The sequence below is a fragment of the Streptomyces sp. NPDC001157 genome, assembly GCF_053598255.1.
In genome coordinates, this window is the sequence record NZ_JBSFJW010000045.1 from 45,277 (window position 1) to 65,703 (window position 20,427).

At 70.6% G+C, this 20,427-nt stretch carries 19 protein-coding genes; 15 read left to right on the forward strand and 4 right to left on the reverse strand.

The window, feature by feature from the left end; translation table 11 throughout:
* Positions 1 to 23 precede the first annotated feature (23 nt).
* The 7 genes from ureA to cimA all read left to right on the forward strand — a co-directional run bounded on the left by ureA (position 24) and on the right by cimA (position 7,938).
* Positions 24 to 707, forward strand: a complete 684-nt coding sequence (ureA, locus tag ACWDAG_RS42350) for an urease subunit gamma (protein ID WP_450700897.1) — start codon at positions 24 to 26, stop codon at positions 705 to 707.
* A complete protein-coding gene (locus ACWDAG_RS42355) occupies positions 704 to 2,398 on the forward strand; it encodes an urease subunit alpha (protein WP_450700898.1) in 1,695 nt (564 codons plus the stop codon). The genes ureA and ACWDAG_RS42355 overlap by 4 nt, the downstream gene beginning before the upstream one ends.
* 21 nt (positions 2,399 to 2,419) lie before the next feature.
* Positions 2,420 to 3,457: an agmatine deiminase family protein gene (locus ACWDAG_RS42360; protein WP_450700899.1), complete on the forward strand. Its 1,038-nt coding sequence runs from the start codon at positions 2,420 to 2,422 to the stop codon at positions 3,455 to 3,457.
* Positions 3,458 to 3,494: 37 nt separating this feature from the next.
* On the forward strand, positions 3,495 to 3,986 hold the full coding sequence (locus tag ACWDAG_RS42365; protein ID WP_450700900.1) for a hypothetical protein: 492 nt from the start codon (positions 3,495 to 3,497) through the stop codon (positions 3,984 to 3,986).
* Positions 3,983 to 4,585, forward strand: coding sequence for a TetR/AcrR family transcriptional regulator (locus ACWDAG_RS42370; RefSeq protein WP_450700901.1), 603 nt, complete (start codon positions 3,983 to 3,985; stop codon positions 4,583 to 4,585). Before ACWDAG_RS42365 ends, ACWDAG_RS42370 begins: the two co-directional genes overlap by 4 nt.
* A 144-nt stretch (positions 4,586 to 4,729) precedes the next feature.
* Positions 4,730 to 5,998: a TolB family protein gene (locus ACWDAG_RS42375; RefSeq protein ID WP_450700902.1), complete on the forward strand. Its 1,269-nt coding sequence runs from the start codon at positions 4,730 to 4,732 to the stop codon at positions 5,996 to 5,998.
* Between the two features lie 335 nt (positions 5,999 to 6,333).
* The gene (gene cimA, locus ACWDAG_RS42380) at positions 6,334 to 7,938 is read left to right on the forward strand and encodes a citramalate synthase (protein ID WP_450700903.1); all 1,605 of its coding nucleotides are present in this window, start codon (positions 6,334 to 6,336) and stop codon (positions 7,936 to 7,938) included.
* A 42-nt stretch (positions 7,939 to 7,980) separates the two neighbouring features.
* On the opposite strand, the gene ACWDAG_RS42385 is transcribed toward cimA, so the two are convergent.
* The gene (locus tag ACWDAG_RS42385) at positions 7,981 to 8,172 is read right to left on the reverse strand and encodes a DUF397 domain-containing protein (RefSeq protein ID WP_450700904.1); all 192 of its coding nucleotides are present in this window, start codon (positions 8,170 to 8,172) and stop codon (positions 7,981 to 7,983) included.
* Positions 8,169 to 8,975, reverse strand: a complete 807-nt coding sequence (locus ACWDAG_RS42390) for a helix-turn-helix domain-containing protein (RefSeq protein ID WP_450700905.1) — start codon at positions 8,973 to 8,975, stop codon at positions 8,169 to 8,171. Before ACWDAG_RS42390 ends, ACWDAG_RS42385 begins: the two co-directional genes overlap by 4 nt.
* A gap of 112 nt (positions 8,976 to 9,087) precedes the next feature.
* On the opposite strand from ACWDAG_RS42390, the gene ACWDAG_RS42395 reads away from it, so the two are divergent.
* The 3 genes from ACWDAG_RS42395 (at position 9,088) to ACWDAG_RS42405 (ending at position 14,021) form a co-directional block, all read left to right on the forward strand.
* Positions 9,088 to 9,501 (forward strand): ATP-binding protein, encoded by a 414-nt coding sequence (locus ACWDAG_RS42395; RefSeq protein WP_450700906.1) that lies wholly within the window; start codon positions 9,088 to 9,090, stop codon positions 9,499 to 9,501.
* Between the two features lie 74 nt (positions 9,502 to 9,575).
* Positions 9,576 to 12,584 (forward strand): glycoside hydrolase family 3 protein, encoded by a 3,009-nt coding sequence (locus ACWDAG_RS42400; RefSeq protein ID WP_450700907.1) that lies wholly within the window; start codon positions 9,576 to 9,578, stop codon positions 12,582 to 12,584.
* A 78-nt stretch (positions 12,585 to 12,662) separates the two neighbouring features.
* On the forward strand, positions 12,663 to 14,021 hold the full coding sequence (locus ACWDAG_RS42405; RefSeq protein ID WP_450700908.1) for a hypothetical protein: 1,359 nt from the start codon (positions 12,663 to 12,665) through the stop codon (positions 14,019 to 14,021).
* 24 nt (positions 14,022 to 14,045) lie between these two features.
* Here ACWDAG_RS42405 and ACWDAG_RS42410 read toward each other — a convergent pair whose 3' ends face one another.
* Positions 14,046 to 14,468, reverse strand: a complete 423-nt coding sequence (locus ACWDAG_RS42410; RefSeq protein ID WP_450700909.1) for a MarR family winged helix-turn-helix transcriptional regulator — start codon at positions 14,466 to 14,468, stop codon at positions 14,046 to 14,048.
* A 71-nt stretch (positions 14,469 to 14,539) separates the two neighbouring features.
* Between ACWDAG_RS42410 and ACWDAG_RS42415 the strand changes: the two genes are divergently transcribed.
* From ACWDAG_RS42415 to ACWDAG_RS42425, 3 genes are read left to right on the forward strand one after another with little or no spacing between them, the layout of a single operon-like run.
* Positions 14,540 to 15,697, forward strand: coding sequence for an FUSC family protein (locus ACWDAG_RS42415; RefSeq protein ID WP_450700910.1), 1,158 nt, complete (start codon positions 14,540 to 14,542; stop codon positions 15,695 to 15,697).
* Positions 15,624 to 16,172: a hypothetical protein gene (locus ACWDAG_RS42420; RefSeq protein WP_450700911.1), complete on the forward strand. Its 549-nt coding sequence runs from the start codon at positions 15,624 to 15,626 to the stop codon at positions 16,170 to 16,172. The genes ACWDAG_RS42415 and ACWDAG_RS42420 overlap by 74 nt, the downstream gene beginning before the upstream one ends.
* Entirely contained in the window at positions 16,169 to 16,912 is a 744-nt protein-coding gene (locus ACWDAG_RS42425) for a DUF899 family protein (RefSeq protein ID WP_450700912.1), read from the forward strand. Before ACWDAG_RS42420 ends, ACWDAG_RS42425 begins: the two co-directional genes overlap by 4 nt.
* A gap of 104 nt (positions 16,913 to 17,016) precedes the next feature.
* On the opposite strand, the gene ACWDAG_RS42430 is transcribed toward ACWDAG_RS42425, so the two are convergent.
* On the reverse strand, positions 17,017 to 17,571 hold the full coding sequence (locus tag ACWDAG_RS42430) for a YceI family protein (protein ID WP_450700913.1): 555 nt from the start codon (positions 17,569 to 17,571) through the stop codon (positions 17,017 to 17,019).
* A 158-nt stretch (positions 17,572 to 17,729) separates the two neighbouring features.
* Here ACWDAG_RS42430 and ACWDAG_RS42435 point away from each other — a divergent pair, with 158 nt between their 5' ends.
* The gene (locus tag ACWDAG_RS42435) at positions 17,730 to 20,042 is read left to right on the forward strand and encodes a polysaccharide lyase 8 family protein (RefSeq protein ID WP_450700914.1); all 2,313 of its coding nucleotides are present in this window, start codon (positions 17,730 to 17,732) and stop codon (positions 20,040 to 20,042) included.
* Between the two features lie 154 nt (positions 20,043 to 20,196).
* The coding region (locus tag ACWDAG_RS42440; RefSeq protein WP_450700915.1) for a carboxyl transferase domain-containing protein at positions 20,197 to 20,427 on the forward strand (231 nt) is incomplete at its 3' end.

A 20,427-nucleotide genomic window follows, 5' to 3' on the forward strand; every position in this document is an offset into this window, starting at 1 on the left:
TCGCTCTAAATGGAGGGATGGACATGCGGCTGACACCGACCGAACGCGACCGGCTGCTGCTCTTCGGGGCCGCCGAGCTGGCCCGGGCACGCAGGGCCCGAGGCCTTCGGCTCAACGTTCCCGAGGCCACCGCACTGATAGCGGACACCGTCTGCGAGGCCGCCCGTGACGGCGCCCGGCTCGCCGAGGCCATCGAGCGCGCCCGGTCCGTGCTCGGCCCGGACGATGTGCTGCCCGGCGTCGCGGACGTCGTCACCGAGGTGCATGTGGAGGCCGTCTTCGACGACGGTTCGCGGCTCGCGGTGGTGAGTGATCCGATCGGCGGGGGCGGGCTGGGGGACCGGGCGCCAGGTGCGCTGATACCCGGGCCCGAGCACACCGAGCCCGAAGCGGTCGTGCGGGTGACGGTCACCAACACCGCCACCGTGCCCGTCTCCGTCACCTCCCACTTCCACTTCTTCGAGGCCAATCCGCGCCTCGACTTCGTACGCGCGAAGGCCTATGGGATGCGGCTCGCCGTGCCCGCCGGGTCGTCGGTGCGGTTCGGGCCGGGGGAGAGCGTCGAGGTCGGCCTTGTGCCGATCGGGGGCGAGCGGGTCGCGATCGGGTTCGCGGGGCTCGTGGACGGGGCGCTGGACGCGCCGGGGGCGAAGGAAGAGGCCCTGCGCAGGGCCGCCGCCTGCGGATATCTGGGAGCAGACCGATGAGCAACGATTCCTACGCGAGCATCGACCTTCGCGCGTACGCCGCCACCCATGGGCCCCGCGCCGGCGACCGCATCCGGCTCGGGGACTCCGGGCTGACCGTCCGCGTCGAGTCCGACTCCCAGCAGTACGGCGACGAGTTCCTGGCCGGCTTCGGCAAGACCGCCCGCGACGGGCTGCACCTCAAGGCGGCGGCCGTCCGGGAGACCTGTGACGTCGTCATCAGCAATGTGGTGGTGATCGATGCCGTGCAGGGGATCCGGAAGGTGTCGATCGGCATCCGGGAGGGGCGGATCTGCTCGATCGGGCGCGCCGGGAACCCCGACACCCTCGACGGGATCGACGTCGTCGTCGGTACGGGTACCTCGATCGTGTCGGGTGAGGGGCTCATCGCCACCGCCGGTGCCGTCGACACGCACGTGCACCTGCTCTCGCCGCGGATCATGGAGGCCTCGCTGGCGTCCGGCGTGACCACGATCATCGGGCAGGAGTTCGGACCCGTGTGGGGGGTCGGCGTCAACTCGCCCTGGGCGCTGCGGCACGCCTTCAACGCCTTCGACGCCTGGCCGGTCAACATCGGCTTCCTGGGGCGCGGTTCGTCCTCGCACTCCGCGCCCCTGGTGGAGGCGCTGGCGGAGGGCGGCGCGAGCGGCTTCAAGGTGCACGAGGACATGGGCGCCCATACCCGCGCCCTGGACACCGCGTTGCGCGTCGCCGAGGAGCACGACGTCCAAGTCGCCCTGCACAGCGACGGGTTGAACGAGTGCCTGTCGGTGGAGGACACCCTGCGCGTGCTGGAGGGGCGGACCATCCACGCCTTCCACATCGAGGGGTGCGGCGGCGGGCACGTCCCCAACGTCCTGAAGATGGCAGGTGTCCCGAACGTCATCGGCTCCTCCACCAACCCCACCCTCCCCTTCGGGCGGGACGCCGTCGCCGAGCACTACGGCATGATCGTCTCCGTCCACGACCTGAAGACCGACCTGCCCGGCGACGCCGCCATGGCCCGCGACCGCATCCGCGCCGGGACCATGGGCGCCGAGGACGTGCTGCACGACCTGGGCGCGATCGGCATCACCTCGTCCGACGCGCAGGGCATGGGCAGGGCGGGGGAGACCGTCCGCCGTACCTTCGCCATGGCCGGGAAGATGAAGGCCGAGTTCGGCGCCCCGGACGAGCACGACAACGAGCGCGTCCTGCGGTACATGGCCAAGCTGACCGTCAACCCGGCCATCGCGCACGGCCTCTCGCACGAGGTCGGCTCGATCGAGGTCGGCAAGCTGGCCGACATCGTGCTGTGGCGGCCGGAGTACTTCGGAGCGAAGCCGCAGCTCGTCCTCAAGTCCGGCTTCCCCGCGTACGGCGTGGTCGGCGACCCCAACGCGGCGACGGACACCTGTGAACCGCTGGTCCTCGGACCGCAGTTCGGGGCGCACGGCGCGACGCCCGCCGAGATCTCCGTCGCCTTCGTCGCCCAGGCCGCCCTGGACCAGGGCAACGACACCATGCCGACCCGGCGCAGAAGGGTCGCCGTGCGCGGCACCCGCGGCATCGGACCGGCCGACCTGCGGCTCAACTCCCGTACCGGAGCGGTCGATGTCGACCAGCGGACCGGACTGGTCACCCTCGACGGAGAGCCGGTCCGCTCGCAGCCGGCCGACTCCGTCTCCCTCAACCGTCTCTACTTCCTCTGAATCCTCCGACAAGGACCGCTCATGTCTGCTGCCGCCGACGGCTTCCGCATCCCCGCCGAATGGACCCCGCACGAGCGCACCTGGATGGCGTGGCCGGGGCCGAACCCCACCTTCGAGGACCCGGACGATCTCGCCGCCTCGCGCGTCGCCTGGGCGTCGGTCGCCCGTGCGATCCGCCGCTTCGAGCCGGTGACGGTGGTGTGCGGGCCGGGGCAGTCGGCGCAGGCGCAGGCACTGCTGGGCCCGGACGTCGACACGGTCGAGCGCGAGCTGGACGACGCGTGGATGCGGGACATCGGCCCGACGTTCCTCACCAACGGGCGTGAACTCGCCGCCGTCGACTGGACGTTCAACGGCTGGGGCGCCCAGGGCTGGGCCCGCTGGGAGCACGACGCGAAGATCGCCGCGTATGTCTCGGACCTCGCGGGCGCGAGGACGTACGCCTCGAAGCTGGTCAACGAGGGCGGTGCGATCCACGTCGACGGCGAGGGGACGGTCCTGCTCACGGAGACCGTGCAGCTCGGCCCCGAGCGCAACCCGGACTGGACGAAGGAACAGGTCGAGGCGGAGATCCACGCCCAGCTCGGCACCCGCAAGGCGATCTGGCTGCCCCGCGGCCTCACCGGCGACTACCCGCCGCACGGCTTCGGCACCCTCGGCCATGTCGACATCGTCGCCGCGTTCGCACGCCCCGGTGTCGTGGTCGCGCACTCCCAGCCGGACCCGGCGCACCCGGACCACGAGGTGACGAAGGAGGTCATCGGGCTGCTGAGGGCGCAGACCGACGCGCGCGGCCGCAGCCTGGAGGTCGTCGAGGTCCCGGCGCCCACCGTGCTGGAGGCCGACGGCCACTGGGCCGACTACTCCTACATCAACCACTACCTCTGCAACGGCGGTGTCGTGCTCTGCGGCTTCGACGACCCGCGCGACGAGATCGCCGCCGGGATCTTCCGCCGGCTCTTCCCGGAGCGGACGGTGACCCTCGTGGACGCCCGGACGATCTTCGCGGGCGGGGGCGGCATCCACTGCATCACGCAGCAGCAGCCGAAGGTCCGGTGACGGCCCGCGGGGCAGCGCCGTCAGGTAGAACATACGGGTGAACGTGCTGATCTGCGCCGCCTGCGGAGGCCGGCTGACCGAGCCCGTCCGGCAACTGGACGAGATGCCCGAGTACCCCGGCTGGGACGGACTCCCGGGCCCGGACGGCAGGCGGCACGGCCCGCCGAGCGTCCCCCGCGGGACATACGTCATTGACCCGCTGCCGTTCGGGGCGCCGTTCGAGCCGGTCGATGACGACGAGGAGTACGACGGGGTCGTGCCCGGCGGCAAGTGGAAGTTCGACGAGCGCGGCGCTCTGGTCTCCGCCGGACCGCGCGGCACCTACGTGCTGCACCCGGACGACGTCGTGGGCATCACCCCCCACTCCGACCACCGGCGCCTCATCGGCTGTTGCGGTCCGATCGGGGAGTACGGGGTCAACCACGTCTGCGGGTGTGGGGCCGAGGTGGCCATCGTGGCCGCCGACTGCTGCAGCGGCTACGAGACGCGGCTCGTCCCGGACGCCGTGCGCGTCGAGGCGGCCACGTGACCGCCCGGCGCCGCACCCCCGCCCCGCCCCGCGAACAACTCCTCGCCGCCGCCATGGACATGATCGCCGAGCGCGGTCTGGAGAAGCTCACCATGGCGGCGCTCGGCCGCGAGGTCGGCATGAGCAGTGGACACCTGCTCTACTACTTCCGCTCCAAGGACGAACTGCTGCTGCAGGCCCTGGAGTGGAGCGAGGGCCGGCTGGGCGCCGAGCGCGGACGGCTGCTGGCGCGCGGCGGCACGGCCCGCGAGCGGCTCGACGCATACGTCGACCTGTACGTCCCCGACGGCCACCGCGACCCGCACTGGACCCTCTGGCTGGAGGTCTGGAACCGGTCGCAGAACGCCGACGAGGACGCCCGCGACCGGCAGGCCGCCATCGAGGGCGTCTGGCACCGCGACCTGGTGGCGCTGATCGCGGAGGGGGTCTCGCGCGGCGAGTTCCGCCGGGTCGATCCGGACCGCTTCGCGACCCGGCTGCGGGCGTTGCTCGACGGCTTCTCCATCCATGTGGCGATCGGGCTGCGGGGGACCGACCGGGCGCAAGTTCTCGGCCATGTACGGGAGTTCCTGGACGAGAGCCTGCTCGCGGACGTCTGAGCCCGTGCCCCGGTTGTACTCAATTCGGGGGATTGACGCTGTCCCGTGTGGTGCGTTTGTCTCGAAAGGAGCCCTTGGTGCAGGGCCGGGGACAAGCGTCACACGGGGAACACAGGGGGAATCGTGCTCAGAGCCATGCGTGGGATGTCTGTCGCGGTGGTTGCGGGCGTCATGGTCGCGTTGACGGCGACGTCGTCGTCCGTGGCAGCGGCGCCGAGGCCGGGGACCGAGCGGGTCACGCTGTCGGCCACGGGGGAGCAGGCCGACGACAACGCGTACGGACCGCAGTTCAGCGCGGACGGCCGGTTCGCGCTCTTCACGGCGTACGCGTCCAATCTGGTGCCGGGCGACACCAACAGGACCTCGGACGTCTTCGTGCGTGACCTGCGCAGGGGGACGGTCGAGCGGGTCAATGTCGCCTCGGACGGCGCGCAGGCGGTCGGCGGCTGGTCGGAGGCACGGGCCATCAGCGCGGACGGCCGGTACGTGCTGTTCAGCTCCAACGCCAGGAACCTGGTCCACTGGGACAACCCGCCCACGAACGAGGCGGCCCAGGACATCTACCTGCACGACCGGCGCACCGGCCGCACGGAGCGGATCAGCGTCGCCCTCGACGGGGGTTCCGCCTTCACCGCCAACGCCACGATGACACCGGACGCCCGTTACATCGCCTTCAACGCCAAGGCCGACCGGATGGAGACGAACCCCCGCGACCTCTTCGGGATCGTCTATCTCCTCGACCGCCGCACCGGCACCGTGGAGCGGATCAGCAACCGCGACCGCCCTGACAACCCTTCCCTGCTGCAGGGACTGAGCGACAACGGCCGCTATGTGGCGTACACGCAGCTGGTGCCGCGCAGCTCCTACGGCCGCACCTGGGTGCACGACCGCCGCACCGGCACCGAGGAACAGGTCAACGTCAAGCCGGACGGCACCCCGGCCCAGCGGTACGCGCTGCCCGCCTCGCTCTCCGCCGATGGCCGCACCATCGCCTTCGACTACTGGGGCGACGAGCAACTGGTCCCGGGCGAGGACCCCGGCACCGGTTCCACGGTCTACGTCCGGGACCTGCGGAAAGACGTCACCCGGCGGGTCAAGGCCGGCCCCGCGGGCGAGGACGGGATCAGTCAGCCCGTGCTCAGCCCGGACGGCCGGTACGTGACCTATGAGGCCCAACCGCGGCTGGCGGACGGGCGCTTCGGGCCCGACAACGTCTACCTCCGCGATCTGCGCAGCGGATCCACCCGCCTGGTCAGCGAGTCCCTCGCGGGCGGACCCGTCACGGACGAGCCCGTGGCCGTCTACGCGGTGAGCGCGGGCGCCCGCCGCATCGGCCTCGGTAGCGACTCCGGCCAACTCGTCGCGGGCGACACCAACGGCTTCTACGACGGCTTCGTCCGCCGTATGCGCTGACCCGCCATCTGCGGTGATCAGCGCAGTGCTCGCATCCTGAGACGGACAGTGAACACGGGGGCGGATTGTGCCAGACTGCCCCCGTGCTCTCGTTCGCCATGATTATTGGCAGCAGGCGCGCCGGTCCGCAGTGACCGCCACGTACGACCAGGTACGGGTGGACACCGTCGTCCTCGACCCGCGCGCAGACCTCTCGCACCCGCGAGGGGTTTTTCGCTTTTCTGGCCCACCTTCAGCCGGGAGCAAAGCGCGAGGGATCATTGAGGACGGTGGAGCCGGTCATTCCGGTAACGACCGTGATCCGACGGGATCCAACAGCAGGAGCCTTGAACACCATGACCGCAACCAGCGAGCTCGACGATTCGTTCCACGTCTTCGACACCACGCTGCGCGACGGCGCGCAGCGCGAGGGCATCAACCTCACCGTCGCGGACAAGCTGGCCATCGCACGGCACCTGGACGACTTCGGCGTGGGCTTCATCGAGGGCGGCTGGCCCGGCGCCAACCCGCGGGACACCGAGTTCTTCGCCCGCGCCCGGCAGGAGATCGACTTCAGGCACGCCCAGCTCGTCGCCTTCGGCGCCACCCGCCGCGCCGGTGCCAAGGCGAGCGAGGACCCGCAGGTCAAGGCGCTCCTGGACTCGGGCGCCGAGGTGATCACCCTGGTCGCGAAGTCCCACGACCGGCACGTGGAGCTGGCGCTGCGGACGACGCTGGACGAGAACCTGGAGATGGTCCGCGACACCGTCTCGTACCTCCGTGAGCAGGGCCGCCGGGTCTTCGTCGACTGCGAGCACTTCTTCGACGGCTACCGCGCCAACCCGGAGTACGCCAAGGCCGTCGTACGCGCCGCGTCTCAGGCCGGCGCGTCCGTCGTCATCCTCTGCGACACCAACGGCGGCATGCTGCCGGCGCAGGTCCAGGCCGTGGTCTCCACGGTGTTGGCCGACACCGGCGCCCGGCTCGGCATCCACGCCCAGGACGACACCGGCTGCGCGGTCGCCAACACCCTCGCCGCCGTCGACGCGGGCGCCACCCACGTCCAGTGCACGGCGAACGGCTACGGCGAGCGCGTCGGCAACGCCAACCTCTTCCCGGTCGTCGCGGCCCTGGAGCTCAAGTACGCCAAGAAGGTCCTGCCCGAGGGCGCGCTGCGCGAGATGACCCGGATCTCGCACGCCATCGCCGAGGTCGTCAACCTCACCCCCTCCACGCACCAGCCGTACGTCGGTGTCTCGGCCTTCGCCCACAAGGCCGGCCTGCACGCCTCCGCCATCAAGGTCGACCCGGACCTGTACCAGCACATCGACCCCGAGCTGGTCGGCAACACGATGCGCATGCTGGTGTCCGACATGGCGGGCCGCGCCTCGATCGAGCTCAAGGGCAAGGAGCTCGGCGTCGACCTCGGCGGCGACCGCGAACTGGTCGGCCGGGTCGTCGAGCGCGTGAAGGAGCGCGAGCTCAGGGGCTACACGTACGAGGCGGCGGACGCGAGCTTCGAACTGCTCCTGCGCGCCGAGGTCCAGGGCAAGTCCCTGCGCTACTTCGAGGTCGAGTCCTGGCGGGCCATCGTCGAGGACCGCCCCGACGGCACCCACGCCAACGAGGCCACCGTCAAGCTCTACGCCAAGGGCGAGCGCATCGTCGCCACCGCGGAAGGCAACGGCCCGGTCAACGCCCTCGACCGCGCCCTGCGCGTGGCGCTGGAGAAGATCTACCCCCAGCTGGCCAAGCTGGACCTCGTCGACTACAAGGTCCGCATCCTGGAGGGCGTCCACGGCACCCAGTCCACGACCCGGGTCCTCATCTCGACGTCGGACGGCTCCGGCGAGTGGTCCACGGTCGGCGTCGCGGAGAACGTGATCGCCGCGTCCTGGCAGGCACTTGAGGACGCGTACACGTACGGACTGCTGCGGGCCGGGGTGGAGCCCGCGGAGTAACTCCGTCGGTCGGGCGGGGGCCTTCGTCCGCGAAGACCCCCGCTAGGCGCCGTGCCCTTCCTGCCGGGCGAGCCCGACGAAGGCCGCCCAAGTGCGCGGCGACACGGTGAGGTTGGGGCCGGTGGTCTTGGAGTCGCGGATGTGGACGGCGGTGGGTTGCGTGGCGACCTCGATGCAGTCGCCGCCTTCGCTCCCGCTGTAGCTGGACTTGAACCACTCAAGTGCGGTGCTCATCGGTCTCCTAGCAATTTTCGCAGGTAGCGCACGCTCTCGTCCGGCGAGAGGGCCTGTGACCGCAGCATTCCATACTTGTGGTGATAGTCGCTGACCTCGTCGGGATCGTCCACGAGGAAGCTGACACGCTGGACCTCCAGGTAGGCCAGGCGCTCGTGTTCAGGCGTTTCCAGCAGCACCATGGGTCCGTCCAAACCCGCGTGCGGCGTTCGATCCATCGGCATGATCTGGAAGCTCATGTGCACCGGCTCGGTGTACTCCAGGATCCGGCGGTACTGCTCCCGCATCACATCCGGGCCGCCGACCTGCCGTCGCAGGATGCTCTCCTCGATGATGAAGTGGCACACGGGAGGCCGCTCCCGCTGGAAGACCAACTGCCGTTCCATTCGGGCGTTCACCCACTGCTCCGCCGTCTCGCCTCCCAGCGCCGGATACCGGTAGCCGAAGACGGCACGGCAGTAGTCCTGGGTCTGGAGCAGCCCGGGGACCACCAGGCTCTGGTAGGAGAGGATGCCGACCGCCTCCTGCTCCTGGTCTACGAGGCCCTGCGCGAACTGCACGATCTTGTCTCGCACGGGCAGGTTCGCCACGAATACCGCCAACGATCCGCCGGTGTCGAGCAGTTCGTCGAAGTGCTCGGCGCGATCCGGCTGAAGTGCCAGTCTCCCTTGCTCGATCGATCCCACCGTGTCGACGTGAATGTTCGCCAACTCGGCGAACTGCTCCTGTGTGAGCCGCGCTTGCTTCCGGTAGTGCGCAACTAGCGCACCGACCGCGCACCATGAACCAACCTTTTTGGGCATGGCCAACCCTTTCCCCCGTACACGCACGAAGTCCTCGTAGTGAGGTCGTAGTAATCAGGACTACGACCTCACTCACTGCCCAACCATAGTGACTGCCTGTGACAGTCGCCCCATGAACACCCACCCCCAACTCATCCACGCCCGCACCGCCCTCTACCCCCGCGACCGCAGGTCAGTAGCCGTGGCCAGAGATCTCGCCCGTATCACCCTCGCCGACTGGGGGCTGACCCGGCGGAGCGACGACGTACTGCTCTGCGTGAGCGAACTCGCCACCAACGCCTTGCTGCACGGCGTCCCGCCGGGCCGCTGTTTCCGGCTGGATCTGGGGCTCGACACCGCCGGAGTACTCCGCGTCGAGGTCCAGGACAGCGGTCCCGGCGAGGTCCGTACCCCGGACGTCACGCCGGAGTCGGAGCGCGGTCGCGGGCTCCTGCTGGTCGCCGCGCTGTCCGACGACTGGGGCGTGCGGCAGCGGGAGCCCGGCAAGGTGGTCTGGTGTGAGTTCCGGGGCTGTCGGCCGTCTTGACGGCTTCCTGCGCCACTCGTTAACTCACGAGGTGAACTAAGTCATTTGTGGGACAAGAGAGTTGAGGGAACGCCATGCGAAGAGCCGCCCTGCTCGTCTCCACCGCCTTGCTCACCGCCCTGTTACCCCTCGCCGTCGCGCAGGCGGTCGACGATCCGGCTCCCACGCCCGTCGACCGCTTCGAGGGCGAGGTCCCCTTCGCCTCCCAGCCCGCGGAGGGCATCTTCACCTGGGGCGGCGACAGCGACGATCCGCCCACGCTGCAACTGACCGCCAGACCGGACGCCCCCGAGGGCGAGAAGGTGCTCACCGGCACCTACGACATCAGCGGCTACGGCGGCTTCACCCACGACTACGCCGCCAACGCACCCGCCCACGACTGGTCCGCCCACAAGGGAATCCGCTTCTGGTGGGACGGCCAGGACAACAACAAGAAGGTCGCCTTCGAGATCAAGGACGGCGGCGCGAACGGCGAGGCCTCCGAACTCTGGACGACCTCCTTCACCGACGACTTCAGCGGCTGGAAGCAGATCGAGATCCCCTTCAGCGACTTCGTCTATCGGACCGACTACCAGCCCGTCGGCGGCATCGACCACGTCCTCGGGCTGACGCAGATGTGGGGTTACTCCGTCACCCTCCCGGTCGGCGTCAAGGGCCGATTCGCCATGGACGACGTCGAGTTGTACGGCAAGGCCGACCAGTCCCTGCGTGCCTCCGTCACCACGGACGCCGCCGTGTACCCGATGAAGGAGGGCGGCACGGCCACCGTCAAGGTCACCCTCGCCACCACCGGCTCCGCCCCCGTCGACGACCCCGTGACCGTCACGTACGAGACCACCGGCGGTACGGCCGACCCCGGCAAGGACTACACACCGGTCACCGGAGCCCTCACCTTCCCCGCCGGTACGGCCTCGGGTGCGACGCGGACCATCCACGTACCGACCCTGCGCGACAAGTCCGCCGAGCCCGCCGAGACGATCCCCCTCAAGCTCACGGTCACCGGTGCCAAGCCTCCGGTAGAGACCCCGCAAATCGTCATCGACGCGCACGGACTGCCGTACCTGGACGCCAAGTTGCCGGTCCGGAAGCGCGTCGCCGACCTCGTCTCCCGTATGTCCCTCGCGGAGAAGGCCGGTCAGATGACCCAGGCCGAGCGCGGAGCCGTGGGGGAAGGTGGCGACATCGCCGGATACGACCTCGGCTCGCTCCTCTCCGGCGGCGGTTCCACACCCACGCCCAACACCCCCGAGGCCTGGGCGAAGATGATCGACGGCTACCAACTCCGGGCGCAGGCGACCCGCTTCCAGATCCCGCTGATCTACGGTGTCGACGCCGTCCACGGCCACAACAACCTGGTCGGCGCCACGATCATGCCGCACAACATCGGCATCGGGGCGACCCGCGATCCCCACCTCGCGGAGAAGACCGGCGCGGTGACCGCGTCCGAGGTCCGCGCCACCGGCATCCCCTGGGACTTCGCCCCCTGCCTCTGCGTCTCCCGCGACGAACGCTGGGGCCGCTCCTACGAGTCCTTCGGCGAGGACCCGGCGCTCGTGCAGGACATGGAGACGGTCATCCAGGGCCTCCAAGGCCCGGCGGACGGACGGGAGTTGAAGGACAACGACAAGGTCCTCGCCACCGCCAAGCACTTCGTCGGCGACGGCGGTACCGAGTACGGCTCCTCCACCACCGGCACCTACACCATCGACCAGGGCGTCACCAAGGTCACCCGGCAGCAGCTGGAGGCCGTCCACCTGGCGCCGTACCGGACGGCCGTCGACCGCGGCATCGGCACGGTCATGCCCTCGTACTCCTCGCTCGACATCCTCGGCGACGGACAGGGCCCGGTGAAGATGCACGGCCGCGCCGACATGATCAACGGTGTGCTCAAGGGCCGGATGGGCTTCGACGGCTTCGTGATCAGCGACTGGAACGCCATGGACCAGCTCCCCGGCGACTACTCCTCCCACGTGCGCACATCCGTCGACGCGGGCGTCGACATGATGATGGTGCCGTACTCCTACAAGGACTTCACCGCGCAGCTCATCGACGAGGTGAAGGCCGGCCGGGTCAGCGAGCGGCGGATCGACGACGCCGTCTCGCGCATCCTCACGCAGAAGTTCCGGCTGGGGCTCTTCGAGAAGCCGTACGCCGACACGAGCGGCGCCCCGGCGATCGGTTCCGCCGCGCACCGCGCCGTCGCAAGGCAGGCGGCCGCCGAGTCGCAGGTCCTGTTGAAGAACGCGAACGGCGTGCTGCCCCTGAAGAGGAACCAGAAGGTCTACGTCGCCGGGTCCAACGCCGACGACCTCGGCAACCAGACCGGCGGCTGGACCGTCACCTGGCAGGGCGCGTCCGGCACCCACACGCAGGGCACGACGATCCTCGCCGGGATGCGCAAGGACGGAGACGTCACCTACTCCAAGGACGCCTCCGCGCCCACGGCCGGCTATGACGTCGGCGTGGTCGTCGTCGGCGAGACCCCGTACGCCGAGGGTGTCGGTGACGTCGGCAACGGGCACGATCTGCAGCTCTCCGCCGCCGACCGGGCCGCCGTCGACAAGGTGTGCGCGGCCATGAAGTGCGCGGTGCTGATCGTCTCCGGGCGCCCGCAGCTGATCGGTGACCGGCTCGGCGAGATCGATGGTCTGGTCGCCTCCTGGCTGCCGGGCACGGAGGGCGACGGGGTGGCCGACGTCCTCTACGGCAAACGGCCCTTCACCGGGCAACTCCCGGTCACCTGGCCCAGGTCCGAGGCCCAGCTGCCGATCAACGTCGGCGACACGGCGTACGATCCGCAGTTCCCGTACGGCTGGGGCCTGACGACCTTGACCAAGGTTCCTGGGGGAGGCGTGGCAACCCTCAAGGCGCTCGCGACGGCCGCCGCCGTCGCCGAGAAGAAGGGCGCGGACGAGGCAGGCCGCGCGCTCGTCACCAAGGCCCGCCTGATCGTCCAGCAGAAGGTGGGCACCGGCATCACGGAGGCGGTGTCGAAGCCCTTCGCCGACGCGGACCACCTCTCGCTCACCGGACGGTACGGGGCGGCCGTGGAGAAGCTGGTCACGGCCTACCGGGCCGCCTGAGGAGGGACCGAGGAAACCACCTGCAAGGATGACCAGCACGGATGACCAGTTTTGGGAGGCTTCGGGTAGCTTCGAACCATGAAGGCCGTCGTACGGACCCGAAGTCTCCCGGGGCTGCTCCTGGCCCTGCTGCTCGCCTCCCTGACCGTACTGTCGGCGGGCTCCCCGCCGGCCTCCGCCGCCACGAGCGTGTCCACGATCGCCGAGGCCCTCCGCAAGAGCCCGGTCTACGTCGATCCGGCGGCGAGCGCCCAGCTGTCGTCCGCCGACGCGCACACCCTCGCCGAACGGATCAAGGACGCCGACAAGCCGCTCTTCGTCGCGGTCCTCCCGGCCGGCTACCCCACGACGGACCTCTTCCGGAACCTCCGCACCGCCACCGGCATCACGGGCCTGTACGCGATCCGCCTCGGCGACCGCTTCGACGCCCGCGCCGACTCCTCTGTCCTGCCGCGCACCGCCGTGCAGAACCTCGTCACCAGCGTCCAGGGGGAGAAGGACGCCAAGACGCAGCTGACCGAGTTCACCAACAGCGCCCTCACCAACATGGGCGGTTCGGCCCCGTCCAGCTGGGGCTCCTCCTCCGGTGGCGGCGGGGTGTCGTACACCGCGCTGATCGTCGCGGGCGCGGTGCTGGTGGCGGGCGGCGCGGGCGCGTTCACACTGGTGCGACGCAACCGGCGCCGCAGGGCCGCGGAGCAGCGGGCCGCGCTGGACCGGCTGCGGGTCGTGGTCGACGAGGACATCACTGCCTTCGGCGAGGAGCTGGACCGCCTCGACTTCCACCCGGCGGAGGCGGGCGCCGACGACGCCATGCGCGCCGACTACGAACGCGCGCTGGACGCCTACGAGCAGGCGAAGTCGGCCATGGCCGAGGCCCGCAAACCCGAGGACGTGCGTGCCGTCACCCAGGCCCTGGAGGACGGCCGCTTCTCGCTCGCCCTGCTCGCCGCCCGTCGCGAGGGCCGTCCCCTGCCCGAGCGCCGGCCGCCCTGCTTCTTCGACCCGCGCCACGGCCCCTCCGTCACCGACGCCACCTGGTCGCCCCTGGGCGGCGCCCCGCGCGAGGTCCCCGTCTGTGCGGCCGACGCCACCCGCCTCGCCGACGGCCGCGACCCCGTCGTCCGCGAGGTCGACACCGACCAGGGCCGCCGCCCGTACTGGGACGCGGGCCCGGCCTACGGCCCCTGGGCGGGCGGCTACTTCGGCGGCGGCCTGCTGCCCGGCCTGCTCGTCGGCACCCTGCTGGGCAGCATGATGGCGACCCCGTCGTACGCGGCCGACTACGGCACCGGATACGGCGACTTCGGCGGCGGATACGAAGGGGGCGACACCTCGGGCGCGGACTTCGACCCGGGCGACTTCGGGGGCGGCTTCGGCGACGGTGGGGGAGGCGGCGACTTCGGGGGCGGCGGGGACTTCGGCGGAGGGTTCTGAGACAGCCCCGTCCACAGGGGCGGTTCAGGCCTCGTCCGCCAGCCGCTCCATCAGCGCCGCCGCCAGCTCCAGCACCCCCTGCTCCGTCGGGCTCAGCGACGCGAGCGCGCCGGACAGCCAGGCGTCCCGCTCGGCCATGTCCCGCTCCAGCGCCCGCCGACCCGCCTCGGTCAGCGACAGCACGGACTGCCGCCGGTCGACCGTGCCCGGCTCCCGCGCGATCAGCCCCTCCGCCTCCAGCTCCGCGAAGACCCGGGTCAGCGACTGCGGCCGCTGCCGCTCGGCCGCCGCGACCTCGCCGGGGGTGGCCGCACCGTGCCGGTGCAGGTGGCCGAGCACCAACAGCTGGTTGGCGCTGAGACTCCCGTCGCCGCGCTCCTGCCGGAGCCGACGGTTGAGACGCATGACGCCACGGCGGATGCGGGCGGCTTCGGCGAGGTGGTCCATGACAGAGATCGTAGCGATCGTACGCGGATACTTACTACATTGAGGCCTTCAAGACCCGTATTATCCCGTGAGTGACCGCAAAACTAATACGCAATGCGTACGAAGCGGCTCTGACGATGACCGCCATGCTGCTCTGCTGGGCCGCCGCCCTCGTGCTGGAGAGCGCCGCCGGACTGCACACCGACGTGCTCGTCCTCGCGGTCGCCCTCACGCTCACCCTCGCCTCCACCCAGCGCACCGCGGACATCCGACGTCGGATCACCGCGCTCGTGGTGCTGCCCGTGACGGCCGGCGCGTCGATCTTCCTCGGCCGGCTGATCGCCACCCACTACGCGATCGGGGCCGCCGTCTTCACCACGGGCATCTCGCTGGCCATCTGGATCCGCCGCTACGGCCCGGCCGCCGCGAAGGCCGGCACCCTGCTGACCATCCCGCTCATCGCCCTCCTGGTGGTCCCGGGCCCCGCACTGCCGCCCGAGGCGCAGAGCGGGCTGGTGTCCTGGTTCTGGTCGGCGCTGATCGGGGCGCTGGCGTGCTGCTCGGTCTGGCTGGTGCAGGGGCTGGGGGACCGGTACGGGCCCTGGCGCGCCGAGCCGGTCCCCGAGCAGCCACCGCGCCGCTCCCGTCTCCACCCCCGCCCGAGCACACGCATGGCCCTGCAGATGGCGGCCGGTATCGCCGGCGCCTTCGCCCTCGGCCGCCTGGTCTTCGACGACCACTGGCCCTGGGTGGTCCTCACCGCGTACGTCGCCGCGAGCGGCAACCGCGGCCGGAACGACGTGCTGCGCAAGGGAGTCGAGCGCCTCGCCGGGGCCTGTGTCGGCACGCTGCTGGCGACGGGCGTGGCCGCGGCCGGCGTCACCGGTCACGCCTCCGTGGCGCTGATGTTCACGATCCTCGCGGTCGCCCTGTGGCTGCGCCCGCTCAACTACGCCTACTGGGCCGCCGGAATGACCTGCGCCCTCTCCCTCCTCCTCGGCTACTTCGGCCAGGACGCCGCGCACCTGCTGCCTACCCGCCTCGAAGGGATCGCCGTGGGCGCGGCGCTGTCGGTGGCATCGGCGTGGTGGCTGCTGCCGGTGCCGCGCGGGCCGGCGGCGGCGCAGATGGCTCCGACGGATGTCCATCGGCCGCACGCGCTCCTACCCTTGGGGAATGGTGACCCCGCCCGATGGGGGCGAACGGGACGTCGTCGAGGGCTTCGGCGACGATCGACCGCTGCTCGGTGAGCGGTGGCGGGCGTTGTCGCGCGGGGCCCGGGTGACGGTCGTCGGGTCGGTCTGCGCGGTCCTGCTGGGCGTGCTCCTCGGATACGTCGTCGCCACGCGCCCGCCGCCCGACCCGGTCGCCGCCACCACCGTCCAGATCACCGCCGTGGAGATGCCGCAGCGCTACACCCTGGACCTCGGCATCACCCTCCGCGTCACCTCCGCCTCTCCCGTCACCCTCACGGGAACGAGGCAGGGCTACGACGGCTTCCTGCAGACCCTGCCCGTACCCGGCGCCGCGCTCCTGCCCGGCCAGGTCCGCATCGTGCACACCCGCCTGAACGTCTACTGCCAGCTGCCCCTGCCACGGCACGGCACACCCCTGCTGTTCGTGACCGTGCGCAACGCCCGCCGCGAGGGCCGGGCACCGGTCGTACCCACCGCGGCGCAACTCGCGGGCATCGACCGCGCCGTGCAGCGGATCTGCCGGCGGTGACCGCAGCCCTACAGTGGAAGAACCGGCACGGGGACCCCCACCCCCAGGAGGACGCGATGGTGCGGCACACACGACTGGCCGGGGAGACCGCGGAGTACCTCGCCGCCCGCGAAGAGCTGCGCCTGGCCGAGATCGAGCTGATGCGCCGGCGGGAGGAGGTCGCGGCCCGGCGCCGCGCGCTCCCGCCAGGACCGCCCGTCGACGACTACACCTTCCTCGAAGGCCCCGCCGACCTCGACGCGGGCGACACCCCGGTGCGCGAGACCAGGCTCAGCGAGCTGTTCAGCGCCCCCGAACGCCCGCTGATCGTCTACCAGTTCATGTACGGCAAGAAGCAGACCGACCCCTGCCCGATGTGCACCCTGTGGATCGACGGCTTCAGTGCCGTCGCCCACCACGTCACCCGGAACGCCGACTTCGTCGTCGCGGCGGCCGCCGACCCACCTGTCCTGCGGCAGCACGCCCGCAACCGCGGCTGGCACCGGCTGCGCCTGCTGAGCTGCGGCGACAGCACGTTCAAGTACGACACCGGCAGCGAGGACGAGGACGGGGAGCAGGACTCCACCGTCTCGGTGTTCACCCGGGACGACGACGGCACGGTCCGCCACTTCTACTCCACGCACCCCCGCATGGCCGACGACATCAAGGAACGAGGCATCGACCTCCTGACCCCGGTCTGGCACCTCCTGGACCTGACCCCACGGGGGCGCGGCGACTGGTACCCGAGCATCGACTACTGAACATGACCGAGCGCCCGACTCGCTGATACAGCGGGACGGGCGCTCTCGGGTGCAGATGCCGCGAAGGCTCAGCCGGAGGATTCAGCGGATTCGGACGAGCCGAATCACGCGTTCTTGATCGCCGAGATGTCGAAATTCAGCTTGATCTTGTCGGAGATCAGCACACCACCCGTCTCCAGCGCCGCGTTCCAGGTCAGACCCCACTCGGAGCGCTTGATCTCCGCCTTGCCCTCGAAGCCCACGCGCTCGTTGCCGAACGGGTCCTTCGCCGCGCCGTTGAACTCGAGGTCGATGGTGAGCGGCTTGGTGGTGCCGAGGATCGTGAGATCGCCGGTGATGCGGTAGTCCTCGTCGCCCAGGGCCTCGGCCGAGGTCGAGCGGAAGGTCATCGTCGGGAACTCGTCGATCTTGAAGAAGTCCGCGCTCTTCAGGTGACCGTCACGGTCGGCCGACCCCGTGTCGATGCTGTCCATCTTGACGTCGATGGAGGCCGACGACGCGGACGGGTTGTCGCCGTCCAGGTGCAGTGACCCGCTGAAGTCGAGGAACTTGCCCTTGACGTTGGTGACCATGGCGTGGCGGACGGTGAAGCCGATGGTGGAGTGGGCCGTGTCGAGCGTGTAGTCGCCGGTCAGTGCGGTCAGGTCGGGGTTCGCCATGACTGTGCTCCCTGAGTGAGTATGTTGAACGTTGAACTACTCAACGGGAACGACCGTAGACCTATTCCCTTCGGGTTTCAACGTCATCCCCAAAGTGTTGGCGTGGTTACGCTGAGGTGGTAAGTGCCCATGACATGACCACCCATCGCAGGGGCTCCATGAGACCCACCCGCAGAGCCGTCTTACTGGCGGCGGCACTCCTGGCCACGGCCACACCCCCCGCCCGCGCCGCCGCCCCCGACCCCTACGACGCCCTCCGCCGCCGCTGGCTCGACCTCGCCCTGGGCACCGGCTACGACCCCACCGCGGAGCCGTACGCCTCCCGGCTCGCAGAAACCGGCGCACTCGCCCGCGCCGCCCGGGCCACCATGAATCCCACCCCCACCTCCCTCTGGCCCGGCTACCCCTACGACCCGCCCTCCGGCATCACCCAGAGCTACGGCCGCCTGTGGACGATGACCCAGGCCTACGTCCAGCAGGGCACCGGCTCGACCGGCGACCCCGCCCTCCTCGCGGCCGTCCTGCGCGGCCTCGACCACCTCTCCGCCACGATCTACAACCCCTCCACCACCCGCTACGGCAACTGGTGGGAATGGCAGATCGGCAGCCCCCGCCTGCTGATGGACATCACGGCGGTCCTGTACGACGACCTCACCGATGCCCGGCGGCAAGCGGCCTGCGCCGCCGTCGACCACTTCATCCCCGACACGATGCTCACGGACTACTCCGGCACCTCCACCGGCGCCAACCGCGTCGACCTGTGCCGCTCGGTCGCCCTGCGCGGCATCCTGGGCCGCGCGGACGCCAAGCTGGCTCTCGCCCGCGACGGTCTCTCCCCGGTCTTCCCGTACGTCACGAAGGGGGACGGGCTGTACGCGGACGGCTCGTTCGTGCAGCACACCTGGGTCGCGTACTCGGGGACGTACGGACAGGTGATGCTCGACGGCCTCGGCCGCCTCTTCACGCTCCTCGCGGGATCCGCGTGGGAGGTGACCGACCCGAACCGGCAGATCGTTCTCGACAGCGTCGAGCACGCCTATGCGCCCCTGATCCACGACGGGTTGGTGATGGACGGCGTCAACGGCCGTGCGATCAGCCGCGGTTACCTCAAGAGCGACGACCGCCAGGTCATGCGCAGCGACCACTTCCACGGACAGGGCATCATCGCGGCGGTCGCCCTGCTGGCCGGCGGGGCGAGCGCGGCCGAACGGGACCGCTGGCACTCGTACGTCAAGGGCTGGATCGAACGGGACACCGTGACACCGATCCTGACGGCGCCTCAGTTCGGTGTCGCCGACCTGGCCCGGCTGCACGCGGTCGCCGGCGCACCGGTGCCGGCCGCCCCCGAACCCGTCGGCCACCGCCTCTTCCCGGCCATGGACCGCGCCGTCCACCGCGGCCCGGACTTCACGGCGAGCATCGCCATGTGCAGCGACCGCATCGCGTACTACGAGTGCGGCAACGGCGAGAACCCGCGCGGCTGGCACACGGGCGCCGGAATGCTCTACTGGTGGCCGAAGGGGCCCAGCGGCCGGTCCGATCAGTACACCGACTGGTTCTGGCCGACCGTCGACTGGTACCGCCTCCCGGGCACCACCGTCTCCACCCTTCCGCTGCCCGACAAGGCGGGCGGCGAGTGGGGCGCGCCCAAGCCGGACGTGCGCTGGGTCGGCGGCACGACGGACGGCGAGTACGCGGCCGTCGGTCAGCACCTCAAGGGCCTCGGCTCGACGTTGCAGGCCCGCAAGTCGTGGTTCTGCGTACCGGACGCCGTGATCTGCCTCGGCGCGGGCATCACCTGCTCCGACGGCGTCCCGGTGGAGACCGTCGTGGACAACCGCAACCTGGGGGAGGGCGGGACGCAGGAGTTCGTACGGGGGAGGGGCTGGGCCCATCTGGAGGGCCACGGCGGCTGGATCGTCTCCGGCGGCGGGCTGCACACCCTCCGCGAGGACCGCACCGGCGCCTGGTCCGACATCAACACCACCAGCACCACCCAGCGGGCCACCCGCCGCTGGCAGACCCTCTGGCTCGACCACGGCACGGACCCGTCCGACGCCGCATACGTCTACGTCCTCATGCCCGGCGCCTCCCGCCGAGCCGTCGCCTCCCGCGCCGCGGACCCGTACTGGCTGTCGCTCCTCGCCAACAACAGCACCTGCCAGGCCGTCCGCGTCCCCTCGCTCGGCCTGACGGCCGCCAACTTCTGGGGGTCCGGCACGGCGGGCCCGCTGACCGCCTCCGCGGCCGCGAGCGTCCTCGTACGCCACCACGCCCGCACCGCTACCCTCTGCGTGAGCGAGCCACCCCGAACGGGCGAGCCGTTCGAGATTACCTGGAACCACCCGGTACGCGGGGTGGTGCGGGCCGACGACACCGTCGAAGTCCTCCGCGCCGACCGCCGTACGACGCTCCGGATTACCCCAGGCGTGTCATGTGCGACTCATCGCTGTGAGCTGGCTCTCAGCTGACGACTTTGTGCGACCTCCACAAGCGGGAAGCCCTCTGAGCAGTCGGAAGGCCTGCATGCCGCCGGGGTTCTGTTCAGTGGCACCAGGAAAACGGGCCGGAGACTGTACGGAGTCGACGGCTCGCTTTCTTGGGTGGGCTTCGTAAGGTCACTACATGACCGTTTTGGATGAGGCGCCGGGTGAGCCGACGGACGCGCGCGGGCGAGTGGCCGAGCTGCACGAGATTCGTGCGCAGGCACTGGCCGGCCCGAGCGAGAAGGCGACCGAGGCGCAGCACGCCAAGGGCAAGCTGACCGGCCGGGAGCGCATCGAGCTGCTCCTCGACCCGGGCTCCTTCCAGGAGGTCGAGCAGCTGCGCCGGCACCGCGCGGTCGGCTTCGGCCTG